Origin of the sequence: Mesorhizobium sp. M6A.T.Cr.TU.014.01.1.1 (assembly GCF_004022765.1) — a bacterium.
Classification (GTDB): Bacteria; Pseudomonadota; Alphaproteobacteria; order Rhizobiales; family Rhizobiaceae; genus Mesorhizobium; species Mesorhizobium mediterraneum.
The window spans coordinates 38,725-61,081 of sequence record NZ_RZPG01000014.1 but is presented as its reverse complement, the minus strand read 5'-3'; the positions used below and the strand labels follow the sequence as shown (position 1 = coordinate 61,081).

General features: G+C 58.4%; 21 protein-coding genes. 11 read left to right on the top strand and 10 right to left on the bottom strand.

Going from position 1 to position 22,357, the window contains the following annotated elements:
- Positions 1–64 precede the first annotated feature (64 nt).
- The 10 genes from EN885_RS17230 to EN885_RS17175 all read right to left on the bottom strand — a co-directional run bounded on the left by EN885_RS17230 (position 65) and on the right by EN885_RS17175 (position 13,645).
- Positions 65–628 (bottom strand): CpaD family pilus assembly lipoprotein, encoded by a 564-nt coding sequence (locus EN885_RS17230; protein ID WP_095486064.1) that lies wholly within the window; start codon positions 626–628, stop codon positions 65–67.
- A 9-nt stretch (positions 629–637) separates the two neighbouring features.
- A complete protein-coding gene (locus EN885_RS17225) occupies positions 638–2,059 on the bottom strand; it encodes a type II and III secretion system protein family protein (RefSeq protein ID WP_245493090.1) in 1,422 nt (473 codons plus the stop codon).
- A gap of 71 nt (positions 2,060–2,130) precedes the next feature.
- Complete coding sequence (locus tag EN885_RS17220; RefSeq protein ID WP_095486062.1) at positions 2,131–2,817, bottom strand: response regulator transcription factor; 687 nt, start codon at positions 2,815–2,817, stop codon at positions 2,131–2,133.
- A 1,665-nt stretch (positions 2,818–4,482) separates the two neighbouring features.
- Complete coding sequence (tdh, locus tag EN885_RS17210) at positions 4,483–5,517, bottom strand: L-threonine 3-dehydrogenase (protein ID WP_128242917.1); 1,035 nt, start codon at positions 5,515–5,517, stop codon at positions 4,483–4,485.
- Positions 5,518–5,582: 65 nt separating this feature from the next.
- Positions 5,583–6,596 (bottom strand): adenosine kinase, encoded by a 1,014-nt coding sequence (locus EN885_RS17205; protein ID WP_128242918.1) that lies wholly within the window; start codon positions 6,594–6,596, stop codon positions 5,583–5,585.
- A 100-nt stretch (positions 6,597–6,696) separates the two neighbouring features.
- A complete protein-coding gene (gene metK / locus EN885_RS17200) occupies positions 6,697–7,872 on the bottom strand; it encodes a methionine adenosyltransferase (RefSeq protein ID WP_128242919.1) in 1,176 nt (391 codons plus the stop codon).
- Between the two features lie 57 nt (positions 7,873–7,929).
- Complete coding sequence (glyA, locus tag EN885_RS17195) at positions 7,930–9,267, bottom strand: serine hydroxymethyltransferase (RefSeq protein WP_128242920.1); 1,338 nt, start codon at positions 9,265–9,267, stop codon at positions 7,930–7,932.
- Positions 9,268–9,304: 37 nt separating this feature from the next.
- The gene (locus EN885_RS17190) at positions 9,305–9,649 is read right to left on the bottom strand and encodes a helix-turn-helix domain-containing protein (protein WP_084831489.1); all 345 of its coding nucleotides are present in this window, start codon (positions 9,647–9,649) and stop codon (positions 9,305–9,307) included.
- A 1,058-nt stretch (positions 9,650–10,707) separates the two neighbouring features.
- Positions 10,708–12,645: an HrpF/NolX family T3SS translocon protein gene (locus EN885_RS17180; RefSeq protein WP_128335197.1), complete on the bottom strand. Its 1,938-nt coding sequence runs from the start codon at positions 12,643–12,645 to the stop codon at positions 10,708–10,710.
- Between the two features lie 301 nt (positions 12,646–12,946).
- Positions 12,947–13,645, bottom strand: coding sequence for a secretin N-terminal domain-containing protein (locus tag EN885_RS17175; protein ID WP_091595837.1), 699 nt, complete (start codon positions 13,643–13,645; stop codon positions 12,947–12,949).
- 186 nt (positions 13,646–13,831) lie between these two features.
- On the opposite strand from EN885_RS17175, the gene EN885_RS17170 reads away from it, so the two are divergent.
- The 11 genes from EN885_RS17170 to EN885_RS17120 all read left to right on the top strand — a co-directional run bounded on the left by EN885_RS17170 (position 13,832) and on the right by EN885_RS17120 (position 22,232).
- Complete coding sequence (locus tag EN885_RS17170; protein WP_029354864.1) at positions 13,832–14,341, top strand: nodulation protein NolB; 510 nt, start codon at positions 13,832–13,834, stop codon at positions 14,339–14,341.
- Positions 14,342–14,350: 9 nt separating this feature from the next.
- Positions 14,351–15,214: a type III secretion inner membrane ring lipoprotein SctJ gene (gene sctJ, locus EN885_RS17165; RefSeq protein WP_091595839.1), complete on the top strand. Its 864-nt coding sequence runs from the start codon at positions 14,351–14,353 to the stop codon at positions 15,212–15,214.
- A complete protein-coding gene (locus EN885_RS17160; RefSeq protein WP_268931536.1) occupies positions 15,159–15,854 on the top strand; it encodes a nodulation protein NolU in 696 nt (231 codons plus the stop codon). Before sctJ ends, EN885_RS17160 begins: the two co-directional genes overlap by 56 nt.
- Entirely contained in the window at positions 15,851–16,474 is a 624-nt protein-coding gene (sctL, locus tag EN885_RS17155; RefSeq protein WP_091595841.1) for a type III secretion system stator protein SctL, read from the top strand. The genes EN885_RS17160 and sctL overlap by 4 nt, the downstream gene beginning before the upstream one ends.
- Complete coding sequence (sctN, locus tag EN885_RS17150) at positions 16,471–17,829, top strand: type III secretion system ATPase SctN (RefSeq protein ID WP_024505372.1); 1,359 nt, start codon at positions 16,471–16,473, stop codon at positions 17,827–17,829. Before sctL ends, sctN begins: the two co-directional genes overlap by 4 nt.
- Positions 17,805–18,317: a hypothetical protein gene (locus EN885_RS17145; protein ID WP_091595843.1), complete on the top strand. Its 513-nt coding sequence runs from the start codon at positions 17,805–17,807 to the stop codon at positions 18,315–18,317. The genes sctN and EN885_RS17145 overlap by 25 nt, the downstream gene beginning before the upstream one ends.
- Positions 18,318–18,406: 89 nt before the next feature.
- On the top strand, positions 18,407–19,435 hold the full coding sequence (gene sctQ, locus EN885_RS17140; RefSeq protein WP_128242922.1) for a type III secretion system cytoplasmic ring protein SctQ: 1,029 nt from the start codon (positions 18,407–18,409) through the stop codon (positions 19,433–19,435).
- Complete coding sequence (sctR, locus tag EN885_RS17135) at positions 19,428–20,093, top strand: type III secretion system export apparatus subunit SctR (protein ID WP_029354851.1); 666 nt, start codon at positions 19,428–19,430, stop codon at positions 20,091–20,093. The genes sctQ and sctR overlap by 8 nt, the downstream gene beginning before the upstream one ends.
- A gap of 2 nt (positions 20,094–20,095) precedes the next feature.
- Positions 20,096–20,371, top strand: coding sequence for an EscS/YscS/HrcS family type III secretion system export apparatus protein (locus tag EN885_RS17130; protein ID WP_128242929.1), 276 nt, complete (start codon positions 20,096–20,098; stop codon positions 20,369–20,371).
- 8 nt (positions 20,372–20,379) lie between these two features.
- Positions 20,380–21,198, top strand: coding sequence for a type III secretion system export apparatus subunit SctT (sctT, locus tag EN885_RS17125; protein ID WP_091595845.1), 819 nt, complete (start codon positions 20,380–20,382; stop codon positions 21,196–21,198).
- Entirely contained in the window at positions 21,195–22,232 is a 1,038-nt protein-coding gene (locus EN885_RS17120; RefSeq protein ID WP_029354843.1) for an EscU/YscU/HrcU family type III secretion system export apparatus switch protein, read from the top strand. Before sctT ends, EN885_RS17120 begins: the two co-directional genes overlap by 4 nt.
- Positions 22,233–22,357: the final 125 nt, after the last annotated feature.

Genomic DNA, 22,357 nt, shown 5'->3' with positions numbered 1-22,357 from the left:
TAGATCAGGGCGAGATTGGAGCTTTCAATCCCCGGTAGGAGTGCTGCCAAGATAAGGGACGGTATCAGCCACCTTTATCCGTCCCGAATGTTCTGTAAGTGGCAACTGGTATAGAAGCACGATCGCCATCGCCGGACTTGACGGCCTGATTGTCGAGCAGATCGCGCGGATCGTTGACCATCACGGCCAGGTTATATCCTGTCGAACAACCAAGCGGCTGTTTGAAGGATTCTTCATTGGGTAAAGCACCATATGAGGGACAGACCGGCGGACGGGCGTGATAGACAATCGCCTCAATTCGCACTGAGCCGGCGTCGTGTTGATCGAGCAATTGAATGTTGTCTGCTTCGATTGCCAACTGCCTGGCCTGATGGGCTACCCGTGCGCTGAGCTGGGGCGAACCGCTGATGAGGAGGTGGAGGGCATCGAACCGGCCGCGACTGGCCTTGTCTAGGAAAACACGCAAACGCTGCCGTTCGGAAGCGCGCAGGCTTTGCAACGTCAGGACGGTGGTCTCCTCTCGGACAAGCATTGGTGCCGATGGTTCGACATCAACTGGCGTAGTACTGGTGCAGCCACTTACGCTTGGTGCCAGAGCGACAAAGAGGATTATAAAACGCAACATCATTGGACGACACTATTCGATGATGAAGCCGAGACCGCCCTGGGCGCTTGGCGCGCCCGCACGGATAGCAGCGCGGTCTCGCGGGGGACTTGCCACGGAATTCGTCGGAGCGCCCCCTCCGTTCAAAGCCGGTGCCGCCCGCTCGGTAGGTGCGCTCATCTGGTTTGGGTTGGAGCCTGGTCTTACAATGTAAGGCGTAACTAGAATGACCAGTTCTGACTCCTCTTTTTGAAACGAGGACGAGCGAAAAAGCGGTCCCAGGATCGGCATTTCTCCGAGCCAGGGAAAGGCCCTGACATCATTGTTGACGTTCCGCCTGATTAGACCGCCGATTGCGAAGCTCTGCCCACTGGCGAGTTCGACGACCGTATCGGCTCGGCGCGTGGAAACTGCCGGCACGGAAATTCCGTTGATTTGCACGGCACCTTGCGTCGACAGTTCACTGACTTCGGGCGTTACGTGAATGTTGATTTGATTGTTGCTGAGAACTGTCGGCACAAATTCCAGACTGACGCCGAAGTGACGGAATTCAACCGATACCTGCCTGTTTTCCTGCAGGACAGGAATGGGAAATTCGCCGCCAGCGAGAAAGCTGGCTTTTTCACCCGACATGGCGGTGAGGTTCGGCTCAGCCAGGACGGACGCTATATGCTCCTTGGCGAGCGCGTCGAGAACCGCGCTGACGTTGACGGCACCGTTGTCGAATCCGATTTCTGCTGTACCGCCACCCTGGGTTGAACCAGACCCAGCGCTTGCACCGCTTCCGCTTAGAACGCCCACTTTGAAATTGCCGATTTGACCGAAGGCGGACAGGTTGACGCCGAGTGACTTCATGGCGCTGCGTGAGACTTCGGCTACGCGCACGCTGAGGTTAACTTGCAGGGATCCAGCGACCTTGATGTTGTTGACGACTTGCGCTCCGTCGCCCAGATATTGCTCAGTGACTCTTTTTGCGGTGTCGGCGACCTCTGCGTCGGGCGCTGTCCCGCTAAGGATTGCGCCGCGCGGCGTATAGTTGACGCGGATGGGATAGTCGCCGACCTGCTCCCGCAACATGGCGCGTAAATCCCCGATCGGTTGCGTGACAACGATACGCAATTCGGCGAGAGGCTCGCCGTTGCCATCCAAGGCGAATAGGCTGGTCCGCCCCGATTTCTTGCCAAAGACGAAGATTGTTTTGCTCGATGGTGCCTGAAAATCCGCGATCGTGGGGTCAGCAACAAAGATGGTCGTGGCTGGCGCGGGCAGATGAACGGTCTCCCCGAGCGAAGAGGAAAGGGTCAGCGTGGCGTTGATGCTATTCGAAGCCGCACGCGGCGCGCCTTTGTCCTGCTTGTTTTGCGCCGCGACACCAAGTGGGAAAGTCACAATAAGCGCACAGAGGAGATGGCCCAGGTAACGGGGCACTGCAGGTCTAGGAACCTTGATGGCGATCGCCCGCCAATTGAGCGCAAGGCAAGGATGTTGAAGGATCAGCAAAATAGATCTTCTTTCGATTCGACAAACTATGCGGATGACGCGTCAGTCAATTCTAGAATGTAACCAATGCCACGGATGGTCTTGATCCGTGGCGTTGCACCTGATCTGGTCAGATGTCCACGTAAACGATAGATTCCGACTTCAAGCGCGTTGGCAGACACGTCGTCGTTGAACGAATAGAGGTGATCTTCCAACTGCGCACGGGGCACGATGCGGCCTGCCCGGTTAAGCAGATGCTCTAGAATACAGAGTTCGCGACGTGCGATCATCATTGGGTGCCCAGCAACGAAAACCTGTCGGGCGACCGGATCGAAGTTGAGATTGCCAAATACGAGCCTCAGGTCGGTCATTTGTGTCGCCCGGCGCAGAATGGCTCTCATTCTGGCGATAAGCTCATCGGTAGAGACGGGTTTGAGCAGAAAGTCGTCCGCACCACCGTTGAAGATCGCAATTCGCTTATCGAGATCGTTGAGGCTGCTCATAATGACGGCAGGAACTGAATGCCCGTGGGTCCTCAACTGCCTCAGCCAACCCAAGCCATCGCCATCTGGCAGAGCCAATTCCAGCAGGAGAATTTCATAGCTGGCGCAAGAAAATGCACTCGAGGCCAGTTCCAGAGTACCAACGACATCAACGACGAAGCCGCCATCCCCGAGCGCAAGTCGCATGGCGCGCGCAAGATCCGCATGATGATCCACGAGCAGCGTTCGCATTTCATCTCCTATCGAAGAGGGACGGCCCATCGAACGCGTCACCGGCGGCCATCTGATCGGAGCACACGGCGCGCAACTCGTCGCAGCTCTCGGAACTGGTCCGAGTCGGAGGGACATGCAAGTCGCTCGGTGGCAATAGGCGCGGGTGAGGACCAACTGGCGGGCTCAAATACGCCGGTCGGCGAACCCACGACGCCAGCAACCCGCGTGCGATTTCTCGTTGCATCATCTCTCCTACGTGCAGCCCCTACGCTCGCAAGGCAGCGTCGCGGCTCAGAGCCCGATTCCCACAGAGGGTAGGGTTAGCTTTCGAGAAACTGATTGAACAAATCGATTATTTGGATCAAATGCATCCACGGTATGGATGCAGCGCCGCATCTTCAACGACTGCGGCGTCCTGATGGATTCTAGTGTCTGTCGTGCTCTGCTTTTTTCGCTGTCCTTCAAGGCTGGCGAGCCTGGTGGAACCTGCGCGTCATTGGCTGTGGTAGCTTGATGCTCAAAAATGGAGCGCCCCGCGGAAAGCCGCTCTCAGATTCCAAAAAGCCTTGCTGGTCCAAAAGAGCACTTCGCGTCTCGACACCAAAATGGGCGAGGAAAACTGACGTCTGACAGGGATGTGTATGCAACAGCCGATTTGCGGCACCAGGAAACGACCGCGTTCAGGCTGGAGATCGACGACCAACGGCTCCTCGATTTCCGCATTCAGGCCACGACGATCGACCGCTTTCCAAGCTCTTCCTGTGCGGGCGGATGCCGGCAAACAGCAGCACAGGGTCAGGGAAACCGCGAGCGGGCCTGCTTGATCGCCATGATCACATTGCCGCTGTTGCGCGTGCGGACCGGAATGCATTCGGTCCAGCCGGTGGCAATTTCGGTCAGCACCATCGTCTGCACGAAGCTCCCCGACCAAGACGTGCCCGAATGCGCTCAACAAAGCCGGGCGGCGGATCTTTCCAATCGCCGAAGGTGCGGGCTTGCACCGAGCGGCGAACTGCCGAACTCATTCCTGCCCGGCGGCGCTGGCCGCCGCGAGCGACGATGCGGACCTCAGCCGCTCCGAAGCCTCCCACAACACGATGAGCGCCTCGCGGACATCGCTGCCGTAACAGCGGCTGCGGCTCTTGCCCGCAGACGGCCTCTGCTCACGACGGTTCATAAGACGGATCGCGCGCGCTTGCGATAATAGCCGATTACCGCCCCGAACTCATTCAGAATGCGCCGCTTGTCAACGCCGCGATAACGCTCCACGATCGCCGCTTCAGTTCCGACCGTGTCGCCATGCTGAGCCGCGCCATACTTCCCCCGAACCGGAATGGCACGACCTGTCCAATGCGGCTCGTTGCCTTCCTTAATTCGCTGACCGGAAAGGTACCGGAAGTCGTCTAACGCATCTTACCCGCTGAAACGGCGGCAACACCTCGACCTCTATCGCGTGGGGGCCTGTGAGCATCCGTTCACCGGGTTTCCGTCATCGGCTGAGGCGAATTGCCACCATCGACCGTTATCGGATGGGCCGCGATACGTCGCCGTATCATGATTAGGGGGCGCACCTAGCGGAGCCATAGCTCTCCACCCAGCCATGTTCCCCTCGTTGGAAGATGTCCGGCGGACCAGAGGGGTGCTGTCCCGTCAGCTTTTCCTGAAGAGCGGCCAAGGCAATCCCTACCAATCCATCACCACCTTCCCCGAATTGCCGCTCTTCATCGCCTCGAAACCGTCGAAGTAGTCATCGACCCCGATGCGGTGTGTGATCAGGCCCGACACGTCGAGAGGACCCTGCACCAGCGCGATCATCTTGTACCAGGTCTCGAACATCTCGCGGCCGTAGATGCCCTTGAGATGCAGCATCTTGAAGATGACCTTGTTCCAGTCGATCTCGAAGCCGGTCGACGCAATGCCCAAAATGGCGATCTTGCCACCATTGTTCATGGTGTCGATCATGTCGCGGAAGGCGGGCGCCGCACCCGACATTTCGAGGCCGATGTCAAAACCTTCGGTCATGCCGAGTGCCGGCATGATATCGCGCAGCTTTTCCTTCGACGCGTCGACCACATGCTGGACGCCGAGTTTTTTCGCCAGCGCCAGCCGCACCGGGTTGATGTCGGTGATGACCACTTTTCGCGCGCCGACGCACTGCGCCACCAGCGCACCCATAATACCGATCGGCCCGGCGCCGGTGACCAGCACGTCCTCGCCGACAAGGTCGAAGGACAATGCGGTGTGGACGGCGTTGCCCAGTGGATCGAAGATCGCGGCGATCTCATCGGGCACGTCGTCGGGGATCGGCACGACATTGTGCTGAGGGATTGCCAGATACTCGCCGAAGGCGCCGGGCCGGTTGACACCGACGCCGAGTGTGTTGCGGCACAGATGCCCCCTGCCCGCCCGGCAGTTGCGGCAATGGCCGCAGACGATGTGGCCTTCACCCGAAACGCGCTGGCCGACCTTGTACTCGGTCACCGCCGCGCCGAAGTCGGCGACGGTACCGACGAATTCGTGACCGGTCACCATCGGCACCGGCACGGTCTTTTGCGCCCACTGGTCCCAATTGTAGATGTGGACGTCGGTGCCGCAGATCGCGGTCTTCTTGATCTTGATCAGCACGTCGTTGGGGCCGATCTCCGGTACCGGCACCTCTTCCATCCAGATGCCCGGCTCGGCCCTGGCCTTGACCAGCGCGTTCATCATGTTCGACATCAGGATCTCCCTATTCCGTGATTGCGCTTCTGGCGAGATAGCCTGCACAACGGGAAGGTAGGCCACTAACTCGTTTGAACGTCCGGAATGGTCAGCCCCGCCTGCTCGGCCTCGCGGCGCAAATTCTGACGGGGCCTGGGGCCGATCTGCTGGATCACCAATCCGGCTGCCAGTGAGCCAAGGTCGCCGCAAGTCTGCAGGTCGCGGCCTTGCGTGTAGCCATGCAGGAAGCCGGCGGCATAGAGATCGCCGGCGCCCGTCGTGTCGACCAGTTCCTTGATGGCGGTCGCCTTGATCACCACGGTCTCGTCGCCGCGCACGATGACGGAGCCCTTTTCAGAGCGTGTCACGGCGGCGATCCGGCAATCCTTGCGGATCTGGGCCAGCGCCTCGTCGAACGACGATGTCTGGTAGAGCGACTTGATCTCGTGGCTGTTGGCAAAGACGATGTCGACCGTGCCCGAGCGCATCAGGTCGAGGAATTCGTCGCGGTAGCGGTCGACGCAGAACGAATCCGATAGCGTCATCGACACTTCGCGGCCTGCCGCGTGCGCCAGCTTCGCCGTCTGGCGGATTGCCTCCTTGGCGCGCGGCGGGTCCCACAGATAGCCTTCGAAATAGGTGACCTTGGCGCCGGACGCCTTGTCGGCCTCGACATCCTCCGGTCCGAGCTCGACGCAGGCGCCGAGATAGGTGTTCATCGAGCGCTCGCCGTCGGGGGTGACGAAGATCATCGAGCGCGCCGTCGGCGGCTCGCCCTTGAGCGGCCTGGTGTCGAAGGCGACACCCTGTGCATGGATGTCGTGGGCGTAGATTTCGCCCAGCGCATCGTTGGAGACCTTGCCGAAGAAGGCGGCGCGGCCCCCAAAGCTGGCGACGCCGGCCGCCGTGTTGCCGGCGCTGCCGCCGGAGGCCTCGATCGCCGGGCCCATGCGGCTGTAGAGCAGTTCGGCGCGTTGTGTGTCGATGAGGTTCATCGCGCCCTTGATGATGCCGTTCGTCTCGAGGAATTCCTCGTCGCACTGGGCGATGATGTCGACAATGGCATTGCCGATGCAAAGCACGTCATAATCCGGCATCAAAATCTCCGCCAAAACCCGAGCCGGCTTCTTGCCACGCCGGCCGGGCGTGGTCTCGCGAGTTGAAATGGGTTGCCGCATGCGCTTGATCCAGCCGCCCTCACGCAGCTGCCGGTCCGGCTTCACGCAGCAAATCGTCAGCTTTGTCCGTCTTCTCCCAAGTGAACTCAGGCTCTTCACGCCCGAAGTGTCCGTATGTCGCCGTCTTGCGGTATATCGGCCGTAAGAGATCAAGCATCTTGATGATGCCTTTCGGTCGGAGATTGAAAACCTCGAGAACAAGGCGCTCGATCCTTTTTTCCTCGATCCTTGCGGTTCCGAAGGTATTGACCATGACAGAAACCGGACTGGCCACGCCGATCGCGTAGGCAAGCTGAACCTCGCAGACCTCCGCAAGGCCGCTGGCAACGATGTTCTTCGCGACATACCGGGCGGCATAGGCCGCCGAGCGGTCAACCTTGGATGGGTCCTTGCCCGAAAAGGCACCGCCGCCGTGACGCCCGGTCCCACCGTAGGAATCGACGATGATCTTCCGTCCTGTGAGGCCGCAGTCGCCGGCAGGCCCACCGACCACGAACCGCCCTGTTGGGTTGACCAGAAATCTGATCCCCGAAGTATCCAGGTGGGCCGGCAGGACCGGTTTTATGATCTCCTCAATGACGCCTTCGCGGACCGTGGCTTGTGAGACCGCTTCGTCATGCTGCGTTGACAGGACTATGGTATCCAGCGCCACCGGGCGGAGCCCTTCGTAGCGTACGGACACTTGAGATTTCACGTCCGGACGCAGCCAGCCAAGCTGTCCCGCTTTCCGGACCTCGGCCTGTCTTTTCGTCAAATGGTGAGCGAGTTGGATCGGCAGGGGCATCAATGTATCCGTCTCGTTGCATGCGAATCCAAACATGATGCCCTGATCCCCTGCCCCTTGCCCGAGATCCTGCCCTCGTCCTTCATCAACGCCCTGGCTTATGTCGGGCGACTGCTCGGTGAGGGCCAGAACGACGGCGCAACGTCGACCATCAAAGCCAATCGCATCATCGTCGTAGCCAATATCGAGTATCGTATCGCGGGCGACTTGGCTGTAATCGATGTGTGCATGGCTGGTGATCTCGCCAGCCACAACGACCATCCCCGTCTTCACCAACACTTCACAGGCGACGCGCGCCTTCGGATCGGCGCGCAGGACCGCATCGAGAATGGCATCGGAGATGTTGTCTGCCATCTTATCGGGGTGTCCCGCGCCGACGGATTCGGAAGAGAACACGAACTGCCTGGTCATAAAAATGCCCTCGCTTCAAGTGCTGGAGTTAGTGAGGAGTTTCTGGATTGGGGTGGCTTATCGGTCGGGGATGCCGGGAACATCGAACGCAGTGCAGAAGTCGGCAACGTCTCTTCGTACGCTCGCATGAACTTCCTGGTCATCGGGCTGGCGGCAGACCGAGTCGATGAAAGCGGCGATCTGCACCATCTCCGTTTCGCGCATGCCCATGGACGTCACCGCTGGTGTCCCTAAGCGGATGCCGCTTGTCAGCGCCGGATGCCGCCGGTCGCCCGGGACCATATTGAAATTCGCAATGATGCCTGCACGCGATAAGCGCTCTGCATAGGCTTTGCCTGACAGCGGCCGGTCCCGAAGATCAAGGATCAGCATGTGATTGTCAGTGCCCCCGGTGACGAGTTCATAACCTCGCTCCAGAAGCGCCTGGGCCAGAGCCTTGGCGTTGTGGACGATCTGCTGACCGTAGACACGAAAGGACGAGTTCGCTGCTTCCTGCAAAGCGACGGCAAGCGCGGCGATAGTATTCATATGCGGTCCGCCTTGCAGAAGAGGGAACACGGCGCGGTCTATACGTTTGGCCAGATTGTGTTTGCTCTTCGGATGATGGAGGGGCTGATAACGGTCTTCATTCCTTGATAAAATGAAGCCACCCCGGGGACCGCGGATCGACTTGTGAGAGGTGCTGGTGACCACATCGCAATGGGACACGGGGTTCGGATGCACTCCTGCGACAACCAGGCCGCAGATGTGGGCGATGTCAGCCACCAGATACGAGTTCACCTCCGAAGCAATTTCGGCCATTGCCGCGTAGTCAAAAATACGCGGATAAGCAGTTCCGCCGACCCAAATTAGCTTCGGGCGTTCCCCCTTGGCGGTCTCGCGCAAGTGGTCATAGTCAATTTGCTGTGTCTTTTCGTGCAGCCTGTACGGGACGCGCTGATAATCGCTGCCGGAAAAATTGACGGACCAACCGTGAGTCAGATGGCCGCCTTCGGGTAAAGGCAAGCCCATGACTTTGTCACGGGGGCTCAAAAGCGCGCGATAGACAGCCTGGTTGGCTGGCGAGCCTGAATAAGGCTGGACGTTGGCGTGTTCACTGCCAAATAGCGCTTTCAGGCGCTCGATCGCGAGGGTCTCAAGCTCATCGACGATCTCGTTTCCGGCGTAGTAGCGCGCACCGGGGTATCCCTCGGCATACTTGTTGGTGAAAATCGACCCGGTCGCTTCCAACACCGCCGAGGAGGCAAAGTTCTCGGAGGCGATCAGTTTGAGAGTTGTCCGCTCCTGGCGCTCCTGTCTTAGAAGCAGTTCGTGAACGCGGGAGTCGACGGCGGCTAAGTGAGGCCGCCCGTAAGTGTCGGGCTGCGCGATGGCGCCGCCGGCGGAGTTATCCATGGTAGTCGCGCTCCATTTGGACTGATCTATTTCACGATCAAGCAGGCGGTCCCTTCAACCGCGCGTCTTGTATTGCTTCCAGGCGTTGTAGGTCTCTTTTATGGTGGCCATCATCGTGGGGCAGGAGATCGACCACCAATTGAGCCAGCCCGCCATCCTTGCCTCCTGCTTGCATATGGTACGAAGACTGCGGACGTTGTTCGTTGCAGCAAAGAAAGTTGGCTCTGACCAGCCGCCGGACGTGGCGTCGAACCTGCTCGCGAGGCAGACTGGTAATATCGGCCAGCTCGCCGACGGTTAGATCCGCATGCGCGCAAAGGCCCAGGATTCGAAGACGATCAAGATGCGCTGCCGTCCTTAGGCGATTTACCAGTGTCAACATTGGCTGGCATCAACCCGGACGGGATGCAGCAAGCCGCTAGCCCTTCTATCCCCATCAATCCGCATGAGACCTCTCTCGTCATTTGCTGTAAATCCGCTGGTATGGATGCTAATGGAAGATGGATCACAGTCCTTTCTACGACTAAGACGCCAGATATTGTGGCGAATGTACCACCTGACAGGAGACTACGCTCACGAACATTATGTGAATTTTTTTTAACGTTGCTGAGAATCAAGAATGAGGTTTGGCGAATGTCTCGCCGTCGACTGCCGAATCCTGCCCGACGGGATTATGGGGTGCGTAGCCTACTTGTCCTTTCCACATGACCAGCGACGATGGGGCGAAGGCGGCAGACATAGCTCTGGAGCATGCTGCGGTGTCTTTGGCCTGAAGCCGAGGAAGGCGGACCGTGGCTTCCGCGCCGCTGCCGGGAGCCCGCGAACAGGCCAAGTGGATCAGCCGGGTGTTGCCGTCATAGAGCGTGAGACGCAAAGCTGGCCAGCCGCGCCCTGAGGCTGACGCACCGCTCAGCGTCCACCTTGCTCTCGAAGCCCATCGGCATAGCGCCGATAACGACTTGACCGCGTGCGTGTCGACGAGCGATCGGTGAGCGCAAGGATCGAGGGTGCAGTGCAGGATAATGCTGTTTTAAATCAGCGCTGTTTTCAGCCGACTGCCTTGAGCGTGGGCACAAGGATATAGGCCCAAGGCAGGAGATCATCGTCTGGCTGTTCGGGAGGCCGCCCTGGGCGCGCGACAGCCGTTCCTTCGGCTGCGCCGCTCCGCCACCATCCGCGCCGTGCCTTCCGGAGACCATCCCCGCTGCCGGCCGGCGCCCGTGAAAACCTCGACCCGGCGCACCGGCTCGAGATGGCTGGGCTCAGCGTAACTCTGAAGTCGTCATATACCGAAGCCTTCACAGACTTCGGACATCCCCCTCACAGTCCGATCCAGATGGCGTCAGGAACACCGCTTGCGTTGATGCGGATGAACCCCTGCTTGTGCCACAATGACCCTTATGTCAGCGCGCGAGCCAAAGCTTCCGCGCAAGGCGACGGCTAGGATAAGGCAATGCCGACGAAGGGCACATTGCTTGCCACACTCTGGAATGATGGCATGCTCGGAAGGCCTAGGTTTTGCTCAGGGCCGCCTGCAAGGCGCGCTTTGAGGTTATTCACATAGCCTTCTGCGTAGTCCTGCGCCGTCGAGACCGAAAGATCAATGCCTGCCGCCAAGGCCTCTTCCATCAGGTGCTTTACGAGCCCATTTCGAATGGCCAGCTTGACCTCGGGGCCTGCGATAAGGCCGATCGCCTGCGCGGCCATATTGAGGCCAGCTTCCTCCAGCGCTCGCTTCATATCGCCTCCGTTAATGGCCGTACGCAGGAGATTGGCTGCTTGCGACTCAGCCTCGAGAACCATCGAGGCAAGATCGGCTACTTGTCCGAGGCCCGGAATGAAGCTGAGCAGTCCCACCGCCGTTGCCGCCAAGTCGAGCACTTTCGTCTCGATTTTGAGCACGGAGTCGACGACGTGCATGACGGCCCCGCCGTTCTTTTTGGCTGACTTAATGTCAGGCTGGTCCATCAGGCCCATCTTCATGTCCGCGACGGCATTCTGCTCTTCTGCGGTTTGGGCGCCGTGGGTGATTGGCTGCTGAACGTTGCGGTTCGCAGACGACATGTTTGTGCAAAAATGGGCAAAGTCTTTTTTGCTGATATTGCCGGAATCAACCGTATGCCCGCCGCCAAAGTCGAAGAATTTATGATGGGTCTTATAGCCCGTGATCGAATTGTTCAGGAGGCCAAACAAAAGAGGATCTGAAAGGAGCTGAGAGGCTGCTTCCCGCACTTTCGGATCAAGGCTCTTGTCGTCTTTCATTTTCGCCAGTTTGTCGCGAGTCAGAACACCGCTTCCAAAGAACGTGTCCTGATGGTCCTTGATCATCTCGACCGTATTCAGCTCAGTTTGCGTGAGGCTCATCGACGATGAGGCGACTTGCAGGAAATCCTCTTTGTGCATCTTCCCTTTCGAGCCACCGCACAACTGGTTCCAAGCATCGGGGTGATCGAGGAAATATTGCGCCGCCGCAATGACCTGGGGCGGAAATTTGCCGTTTTTCGATTCGCCGCCGACCATTTTCTTGAACTCATCCAGACTCAGGTCCTTGGACAGATTTTCGGAGTACCGGTAAAACTCCCGCAAGGCATCGCTCAAGGTCATGACCGAAGGCTGCAAACCTCCGCTGCCGTCGGCTGGTATGTAGTTCTGCTCGTAGCTTTGCGCTTGGGCTTCCTGAAATGCAGCAACTTGTGGGTGGTGGTTTGAAAATCCGGCCAAGTCCTTGGCGTTGATCTTGCCTCCACAGCGGCCGTCGCCCTGCGAGCCAATCGCATAAAAAAGTCCCGAATCCTGCTGCAGTCCCTTGATCGCCGCTTTCAGATCCGGTGGCGTAGAGGGATCATTGGCTTTCTCGGTCAACGACTTCCAACTAAGCGGGCATTGGTCCTTGTGACGGTTGAGTACCGCAACAATCTGCAACTCAGCCGTGGTCAGCGACCCACCGTTCCACGTGATTCCGGGGCTCGGCCTGGGAGCCGGCTCGATCTTCGGGGTGACGCGGAGCAGATGTTGGGCTTCAGTCGCCTTGGAGCGTTGCGATTGGTCCTCCTTGAGAGCCGCCCTCATATGTGGCGGCAGCAGATCCAGTGGGTGTTGCTCCAAGCCCTTCAATGTCGATTCGACATCCGGTGCCAGATGGCCCAAAGGGTCCTGCCGCAATTTATCCATTGTCGAATCAAGATTCGACGTTGGCAGATCCCCTTGCGCGAAAGAGCCGGGCTTGTTTGCCAGCACACAAGTGGACAGCATCGCTTCGAAGCACGATGCACTTTGCTGATGCTGGGTCGCAAAATGGGAAACTTTCAGGCCCGGCCAACCCCTTGCGGACTGTAGCGAATTTGAGCGGTAGAAAGTTGAAAGATTGCTGGCCGACATTGTGCATCCTCAGACGTGACGTTGAAATCCCCACAAGAGACCCCGACAGAAGATCCCTTGCGTTTCACAAAATTCGACAATTCCAAGCGTCGGCAGGTCACGAATGCGCCTGCCCTGCCTTCAATTGCTGTGTTCCGGGCCGGCTCCAAGGTTCGGTCCAACACAATGGCCGGAGTCACCGCGAGAGCTGCCGGGACTCATCATGAGCGGATTAGCTTTCGAGAAACTGACGAGTTTGCGAAGAGTTCACAAAGGGGTAGCCGCAGTCATGTTCTTCAGAGCTGCGGCAAATCCTCAATGTTCATTTCTTGCCCAGCTCAGGCTTCCCGCCAACGCTATCCTGTTGTGGGATGTCAGAAGAATAAGAAGCATCCGGTCGTCCGTCGCGAACGACCGTAGTGGAGGAGCCGCGAAACAAGATCAGCACTGATTCCTTTGGCGTGGCCGCTATGTGAGTCTGCGCCTGCGCCTCCGCCACCAAGCCGTTAAAGGTCTGCTCCACGAGTGCGACGAAGCGCGGTGGACCGGAAACGAAGACGAGGCCATTGCCTGGCACGGGTTTGACCACATAGCGCTCGTCGGAGATATCAAGCTTGTCGAGAGCCCCCTTGAACGCATCGAAGCGAATCGACGTCATCAAAAGCATTCGAGTTTGCGATTCTTGTGCAGCAGACACATAGAGCACAAGGCCGTCATAGTACCATTGGAGACCGTAAAGGTTCGTCAAGCGGTCGAGGAACGCGCGCGGTGGCAAATCAGGCATACGTCCGCGAATTCGCCCCTTCACCGCAGGACTGATGTTGACCCTGATATTCAGGTTGTTGCCGAATTCCTGCAACGCTGCAGCGAGTTCCTGATCCAGAACCGTGTATCTATAGGGTGTCGCCGGAAGGGACAGCGGGACTGCGTGCGCCGGGTGAATCCCGGTGGACAGAAAAAACCCGGCACAGAGAAGTCTCAAAACATGCAGGGTGACGGGTTGGATAAGCGTTCTCGGCATGTCGCACTGATAAACCAAACGCTGAAATCATCACAAGTGACTAAATTGCCGAAGAGATTTTAGATGTCGAAATGACGCCGCCGTTAGTCAGCTTGTTGTCAGCTTGCCCCCCTAGGAGTGTTGCGCCGACACCGGGTGATGAATGGGCGGGGCCCGCCCGGTCAGAGAGAGCAACCGAGTCCTTACATGATGATGCCTGTCACGTCGATCTCTGCCACTCTAACGGCTGGCCTCCCCAGGGTCGGATCACCGTCGATTGTCGAGCAGGCCCAGTTTGAGCGCGCCTTAGGGCATGCAGCCGACTCGCTGAAAAACAATGCCGCCGCGGAGCCAGCGAGTGCGGCGCCAGTTGCTGCGGCGATGGATGTTCAGCGCGCGGCTGCGCCGACGAGCGGCATGGGCGATCGCGTGTTGCAGACGATTTCCTCCCTATATCCACACAACACTGTTTCCTTCCCCGCGCTCGACCATGACATAGCCCTTTCGAAGGGCGCTCTACCGGGACCGGCGCAGAAGCTTCCCGTCGCAGGTGAGGCGGGAACCGGAATCTCGGGCATTCCTCAACAAGGGCAAGACTTCGAAACGATGATGGCTGGTCTTCGGGATGTTTACAACGGCGTCACCCAGGTGGCGCTTATCTCCAAAGGCGTCAGCGGCGTCACATCATCCGTGAATAAACTTTTGAAGGAAGGCTGAACCGCGCGCATGATTGGCTTGGCCGAGGGCGAAATCATGCGTGGCCTGTCAGGGTGGCGGTCGGTTAGACTTGTCATGCTGCTAGTTCTCGTCGCCCTCAGTGCTTGCAAAACCGACCTCTACACGCAATTGCAAGAGCGTGAGGCAAATGAAATGCTCGCACTTCTTGAAGACAACGGGGTCGCCGCGATCCGGGTGGTCGCCAAGGATGGGACCAGCACGATCCAGGTTGACGAAAAGCTGCTCGCCTTCTCAATCAACCTTCTGAACGCCAAGGGGTTGCCGCGCCAATCCTTCAAGAACCTCGGTGAGATATTCCAAGGATCAGGCCTGATTGCCTCGCCGACCGAGGAGCGTGCCCGTTACGTGTATGCCCTGAGCGAAGAGTTGTCGCGGACGATCAGCGATATCGATGGCGTTTTTTCTGTACGTGTTCACGTCGTGCTGCCGCATAACGACCTTGTGCGAGCCGGCGCCACGCCATCCTCGGCCGCGGTGTTTATCAGGCACGACGCCAAAACAAATGTCGCGGCTCTGCTGCCAAAGATAAAGATGCTGGTAGCCGACAGCATCGAAGGCTTGTCCTACGATAAGGTGGAAGTGGTTTTGGTGCCGGTAGAACGGTCCGCACACGAGCAACGGCCCGATCCGACTGCTGTTTTGCCACAAGCATCAACACCTCTTCCTGCGCCAATTCTGGCGACCGTGACAGGTTTTGCCGCAGCCGTATTCGCAGTGGCCTGTTATCTCTTGGTCAGCGTTGCTACGCGTCGGCGCAAGCAATCAACCGGCGTTTCCAAGGTCGAGGGGCGCCGGGATGCTTCTGCTGTCGAGGCCATTCGCAAAAGAATGCCTGCAATTGGACGTGGGTGACATCTCATTGCCAATGCCTATACAGACCGCCCGACCTGATGGTCCGCACCAATTGCGTTTTCCGGGCGCGAGCGAGCTTGCGGCTTCGGCCCATCCGACCCGTCTAGCGGCGCGTCTTGATCCAGCGTTATCGGCAGAAACGTTAGTGAAGTTGCAGAAGTGTTCCAGACTGCATCCAAGGCTGGCAGAATTGCTGGGCAACTATGACGTGGATCTGAACCACATCGGCTGCAGGCCGGACCTTCTACGCGGGCACGATCCATATCGAGCTGCCCTTCTTGCTGGTAGTATCTGGCATGCCCGTTCGCTGGTCGCGTTTGTCTCTCAGCCTGAGCTTGCCATCCTTGTGAAACGCATCGGCGTGGATGCACACGCATTCGGAATCCGACACCTGCTGCATGCCGTTGAGAACAGACTGATCGCGGACCCAGAAAAACTCGCTCAGCAAATCGAATACGATGGACATGCATGTCTTGGGGCTTGGCTCCAGGACAGTTCAGCGACCGAGCGTAACCGCGTGCTTCTTCGGTTGCCCGAGGGGACTGCCGCGGAGACTCCAGCACCTGAGCATTGGACCGCCGCCGGCCAATTGCTTTCACTTGTACTAGCTCATTTTGAGACAGAGACCCCGGTGAAATGACAGCCGAACTTTCCGAGGGGCCAATAGCGCCGCAGATGCGTCCAATCGGACCACTGATACCCGCGAGCGAGCTCGAAACCTGGCACAGCGCCGCGCAAGCGCTTGCCGCGGCAGAACGGCATCGGCAGCGCGTTCGAAACTGGGCACGCGCCGTTTACCAGCGGGCGTGGGTGCGCGGCCACATGGAGGGCTCGAATGCAGGCACCGAGGAGATGGCAGGGCTGATTGCGGAGACAATCTCCGAAATCGCGCGACGAAAGGCGGCTCTGGAGCAGGAATTGCCGCAGCTCGTGATGGAAATATTGAGCGATCTTATCGGCGCTTTCGATCCGGGCGAGCTACTGGTGAGGGCTGTTCGTCACGCCATAGAGTGTCAATACAGCGGCGCCGAAGTTTGCCTTCATGTTTCTCCCATGCAAGTCGACATGCTTGCACGAGAGTTTGCTCGATGCGACGGCCAGGATGGTCGACCAAGGGTGCGGATCGAGCCCGACCCGACGTTGTCGCCGCAACGGTGCGTGCTGTGGAGCGAGTACGGCAATGTCGACCTGGGACTTGACGCCCAGATGCGCGCGCTGCGCCTTGGTTTCGGGACGCTATGTGAAAAAGGCGAGCTATGAGAAAGCCCGTCCCAGAACATAACGCTGACGCCGACACTCGAGCTCTCGTTCCAGCAATCTCGTCTTTGAGGGCTGCGGCCAAGCGAATTGACACGCGTGCGGTGCGCGGTCGGATCACGCGGGCTATCGGCACACTGGTTCATGCCGTCTTGCCAGATACTCGTATTGGGGAACTTTGCCTCCTAGAGGACCCGCGAACCGGGCTGTCGCTCGAGGCCGAGGTGATCGGCCTGTCGGGTGATGGTGTATTGCTGACACCGATCGGGGACTTGGTGGGCCTATCCAGCCGCGCAGAGGTCGTGGCCACTGGCCGAATGCGTGAGGTGCCCGTCGGCGGCGATTTGCTCGGTCGCGTGATCGACAGTCGTTGCCGCCCATTGGACGGCAAAGGCGAAATCAAGACCGTCGAAACTCGGCCCCTGCATGGCAGAGCCCCCAATCCGATGACGAGGCGCATGATTGAGCGGCCATTCCCGCTTGGGGTCCGTGTCCTCGATGGTCTGCTGACGTGCGGCGAGGGCCAGCGGATCGGGATTTATGGCGAGCCAGGTGGTGGCAAGTCGACGCTGTTGTCACAGATCGTAAAGGGTGCCGCCGCTGACGTCGTCATAGTGGCGCTCATAGGCGAACGTGGACGGGAAGTTCGTGAATTCATCGAAAGGAATCTTGGTGAAGAGGGCCTTCTCCGTACGGTCGTCGTGGTTGAAACCTCCGACCGCTCGGCGGTGGAGCGTGCGCAATGCGCTCCAATGGCGACTGCGCTCGCGGAATATTTTCGCGATCAGGGCCTACGCGTTGCTCTCATGCTGGATTCGCTGACGCGCTTCTGCCGCGCTATGCGCGAAATAGGCCTTGCTGCGGGTGAGCCGCCGACGCGACGGGGCTTTCCTCCTTCCGTTTTTGGCATGCTGCCAGGCCTGCTCGAGCGCGCCGGCATGGGTGAGCGGGGCTCAATCACGGCCTTCTATACGGTGCTTGTAGAGGGTGATGGCACGGGTGATCCAATCGCCGAGGAATCGCGTGGTATTCTCGATGGCCATGTCATCCTCTCACGCGCTATTGCGGCGCGATCGCATTTCCCCGCTATTGATGTGCTGCAGAGTCGCAGCCGCGTCATGGATGCAGTCGTTTCGGGGACACATCGCAAGGCAGCATCCATTTTCCGCGAGCTCCTATCGCGCTATGCCGAGACCGAGTTCTTGATCAATGTTGGCGAATACAAGCCAGGTGGAGATCCCCTGACTGACCGGGCCGTCGCGTCAATCGACGAACTGAGGGAGTTTCTGCGCCAGAGCGAAGATGACGCGTCAGATTTCGAGGAGACGGTCGCATGGATGTCGCGTCTGACCGCGTGAACTGGGTTCAGTCTTCGAGGTTACGGCTTCTGAAGGAAATGCAAGAGCGTCGTGCACTTGGCGAGCTGTCCAAGAAGGAAGCCCAGCGCGATGTGGCCGCCTCAGCCGTACAAAATGCCGCTAGGGAGCTTGCAATGATACAGCAACATTGTTCAAGAACAGAAGCAGCGCTCTATCAGCATCTGATGTCACTCGACAACTTGTCTAGCGCAGCGCTCGACCGTCACCGCCTTCACACTGAACAGCTTGCCGCTGAGATCACTTCCAGACGGCAGATGCTTGATGATGCCCAAATCGCTCAAGAGGAGGCTGAGATGGCGGCGTCCAGGACGAGGGAGCTATGGGTCATATGTTCGGCGGCAAGGGACAAATGGCAACAAATCGAGGACGACGTGCGGCGCGCCGTCGAGACTCATTCGGAGGCCGCAGCCGAGATCGAGGCCGACGACGAGATACTGCTGAAATATGCGAGGGGGTCGCTTGCCTAAATGCCGCGCAACCGGATCCGACAGTCGCAAGAGGTCGTCCGAATGACACGACCGTGCAGTCTTTGATAGCCGCTGCGGTCACACCCGCCATGTTCGAACCAGTTCTGAAACTGTCCCGCACGGTTGTCTCGTGGCTCAATGATACAGCAGCGCCCCGCACGCCGTTTCAAAGCCGGATCAACGAGGTGCCGCTATCGGTGCGAACGGCAGGGCTTGTCTGGCAGCAGGAACCTGCTGCCATTCCGATGCTTGACTGCGTCTGGAGAGTGGGAGCCGAAACGGTCATCTTGTCGCTGTCGCGCCCGCTCGTAGAGGAGTTCATCACGACAGTGCAGAACGGCTTGGCCTTCCCTTCCGAGCCAACTGCTTCGCTTATTCTCGAACTCGCTCTTGAGCCGCTTGTCACTCGACTGGAGGAGACGACGCGTCTGAACGTGCAACTCGTGCGCGTATGCGAAGCCACGATGCTGGCTCCTCATCTTGAACTCGACATCATTTTCGGCGCGGTCAAGGGCAAGGGCCGTCTATTCCTGTTCACGCCTCTTGACGGCTTAGTACCGCCTGCGTTTCGCGCGCTAGGCGAACTGCTTGCCCAGTTGCCGCGGCAGCTGGGCGGGCTGCCTCCAGAGCTCCCGCTCATTGTTGCAGGAGAGGTCGGCACGCTTCGCCTTCCTGCGGCGCTTCTTCGAAGCGCATGTGTCGGTGATGCATTGTTGCCCGATATTGCGCCGTTCGGCCGCGGCCAGATCACCCTAGCTGTCGGCCAGTTGTGCGCCGGGGCGGATCTTGACGGCGATGAATTAATCTTGCGGGGGCCTTTCCGCCCGCGACCGTGTCCTTTGGAGAATGCGCATATGACACAACCCGGATCGCAACCGGAGCTTACTAAGGATCTCGACGATGTCGAGATCGTGCTTGTCTTTGAATGCGGCCGCTGGCCTATTTCTCTTGGGGAATTAAGAAGTGCCGGCGAAGGGCATATTTTTGAACTTGGATGGCCGATCGACGGCCCGGTCGACATAGTGGCCAATGGTCAGCGTATCGGGCGTGGCGACATTGTCCGCATCGGAGAAGAGCTGGGCATCAGGCTCCGTGGCGGGTTTGCATGCAATGAGTGAAGCTCAGCCGACAATCCTGGCGCTTCTTGCGGTTACCGCCGGACTCGGTCTGCTGGTTTTAGCAGTTGCCACGACAACGGCCTTTGTAAAGGTATCAATTGTTCTTTTCCTCGTCCGCAATGCGCTCGGGACCCAGACCATACCACCCAATGTGGTGCTGTACGCCGCGGCGATGATCCTCACTATGTTCGTTAGTGCGCCCGTTGCTGAGCAGACCTATGACCGCATGTCGGATCCCAAGCTCCACTATCAGACATTCGACGACTGGGTAAGCGCCGCTAAAGCCGGAAGTGAGCCCTTGCGCGAGCATCTCAAGAAATTCACAAATGAAGAGCAGCGGCGATTTTTCCTATCTTCGACAGAAAAGGTCTGGCCAGAGGAAATGCACGCTGCAGCCACGCCCGATGACTTTGCAATACTTGTACCATCTTTCTTGCTATCAGAATTGAAGCGCGGATTTGAGATAGGATTTCTACTTTATCTGCCTTTTATTGTTATAGATCTGATAGTGACAACTATCTTGATGGCAATGGGTATGTCGATGGTCTCACCAACTGTTATATCTGTCCCGTTCAAGATCTTTTTGTTTGTTGCCATTGATGGTTGGTCAAAATTGATGCATGGGCTTGTGCTGAGTTATACGTTACCGGGAGGCTGATCATCACTGAATACAGCATCATTACTCTTATGAGCCAATCACTGGTGGTTTTCATGATCTGGATTCTACCGCCGCTCATTGCATCAGTGGTTGTCGGCCTCGTCATCGGCATCCTCCAGGCGGCGACGCAGATCCAGGATGAAAGCTTGCCGCTCACCGTGAAGCTTCTGGTCGTTGTCGCGGTGATTGGGCTGTTTGCTCCTGTGCTAAGCGCCCCGCTCATAGAGCTAGCCGATCAGATCTTCACCGAGTTTCCCGCAATGACACTTAGCTACTAGTCCGCCCCATGGACGCGCCATCGGCCGATATTCAAATTCTGATCCAGACGGCTCTCGAACTCGTCGTTGCGGCAGGTCTTGGGGCAGCCCGCGCGATGGGCATCATGCTGATCTTTCCCGTATTCACACGCTCGCAGATCAGTGGGCTGATCCGGGGCTGTTTGGCTGTTGGCTTCGCACTACCATGCCTGGCACACGTCAGCGGCGGATTGCCGGCGCTGGATTCTGATACACGCCTGATCCAGCTAACCCTGCTCGGATTCAAGGAAGTTTTTGTCGGTGTACTCCTTGGCACTTTTCTTGGCATTCCGCTTTGGGGCCTTCAGGCTGCCGGGGAGCTTATCGACAACCAACGCGGCATCAGCAGCCCGACCGCTTCGGCCGATCCCGCGACGAACAGTCAGGCTTCCGCGATGGGCGTTTTTCTGGGGATCACTGCGATTGCCATATTCGTCGGATCAGGAGGCCTGGAAACTTTGATCAGTGTCCTGTACCGCAGCTACTTGATCTGGCCGGTGTATCAGTTTCACCCGACACTGAGCGGGCCAGGAGCAATGGAGTTGTTGGGGCTTCTCGACCGCATAATGCGCACGGCATTATTGGTATCGGGGCCTGTCGTGTTCTTCCTGATACTGATTGATATATCGATGATGCTGCTGCGTCGCTTTGCCCCGCAATTTAAGGCGAGCCAACTGTCTCCGGCAATCAAGAACATTGTCTTTCCAGTTCTCATGGTCACCTACGCTGCCTATCTGGTGGAGAGCATGAAACTGGAGGTCACACAAGCCAACGGCGCGCTGGAGTGGTTCGACAAATTGCTGCCATGAGCGACACAAGTGAAGAGAAGACACACGCCGCCAGCCCGAAGAAGTTAAGTGAAGCGCGCAAAAAAGGACAGCTGCCACGTAGCTCCGATTTCGTCCGCGCGGTCGGGACTTGCGCTGGGCTCGGCTACCTTTGGCTAAGAGGCAGCGTGATCGAGGACAAATGCCGGGAAGCGCTCCTATTAGCCACCAAGTTGCAGAGCCTACCTTTCGATACCGCGGTGCCGCAGGCATTGGTTGTGCTCGTCCAACTCACCGTCGCGGCTGTTGGCCCGCTGCTTGGAACCCTCGTCGCCGCGGTGATTTTGGCCAGCCTGCTAGCCAATGGTGGATTTGTCTTCTCTCTGGAGCCGATGAAGCTCAGCTTTAAGAAAATTGACCCCTTTGAAGGGCTGAAGCGCTTGGGGTCTGCTCGTTCCATGGTCGAAGTCTGCAAGACCATGTTCAAGGTATTGGTTCTCAGCGCAACCTTTTCCATTGTCCTTCTCGGGATGTGGAAGACAATGGTCCCTCTGCCGATCTGCGGCATGGGCTGTGTTGGCCTCATCTTTATGGAGACAAAATTGCTGATGGGAATTGGCGCCGGCGCACTGCTGGTCGGCGGACTGATCGATCTCCTGCTCCAGCGCGCGTTGTATCTGCGCGAAATGCGCATGACCAATACCGAAGTGACGCGCGAGTCGAAGGATCAGCAAGGAGCGCCAGAGTTGAAAGGTGAACAGCGTCGCATCCGCGAGGAGGCGGCCGACGAGCCTGCGCTTGGCGTGCATCGCGCCACGCTGGTCTTAACAGGAAGGGCGGTCCTGATCGGTCTGCGTTACGTTCGCGGTGAAACCGGGGTGCCGTTCTTAGTTTGCCGTGCCGAAGGTGAGCGCGTTTCACATGTGTTGAGTGAGGCGCGGGCACTACGCCTGACGATCGTCCATGACCATGTCTTAGCGCGTCAGCTGATAAGCACTACAAAACTCGGCCACGCGGTTCCTATGCAATATTTCCAGCCTGTCGCGAAAGCATTCTTTGCCGCAGGCTTGGCCTAGTCATTGGAAGTCCACGACTGCCCAGTTCAAAACTGACCTGGTTCCATGCTAGTGGCAAATGTCGGCTGGCCATCCGTGCCCCAGTGTCTCTGTCAGGCCAACCGCGCAACCGCGGGCCTGGGGCA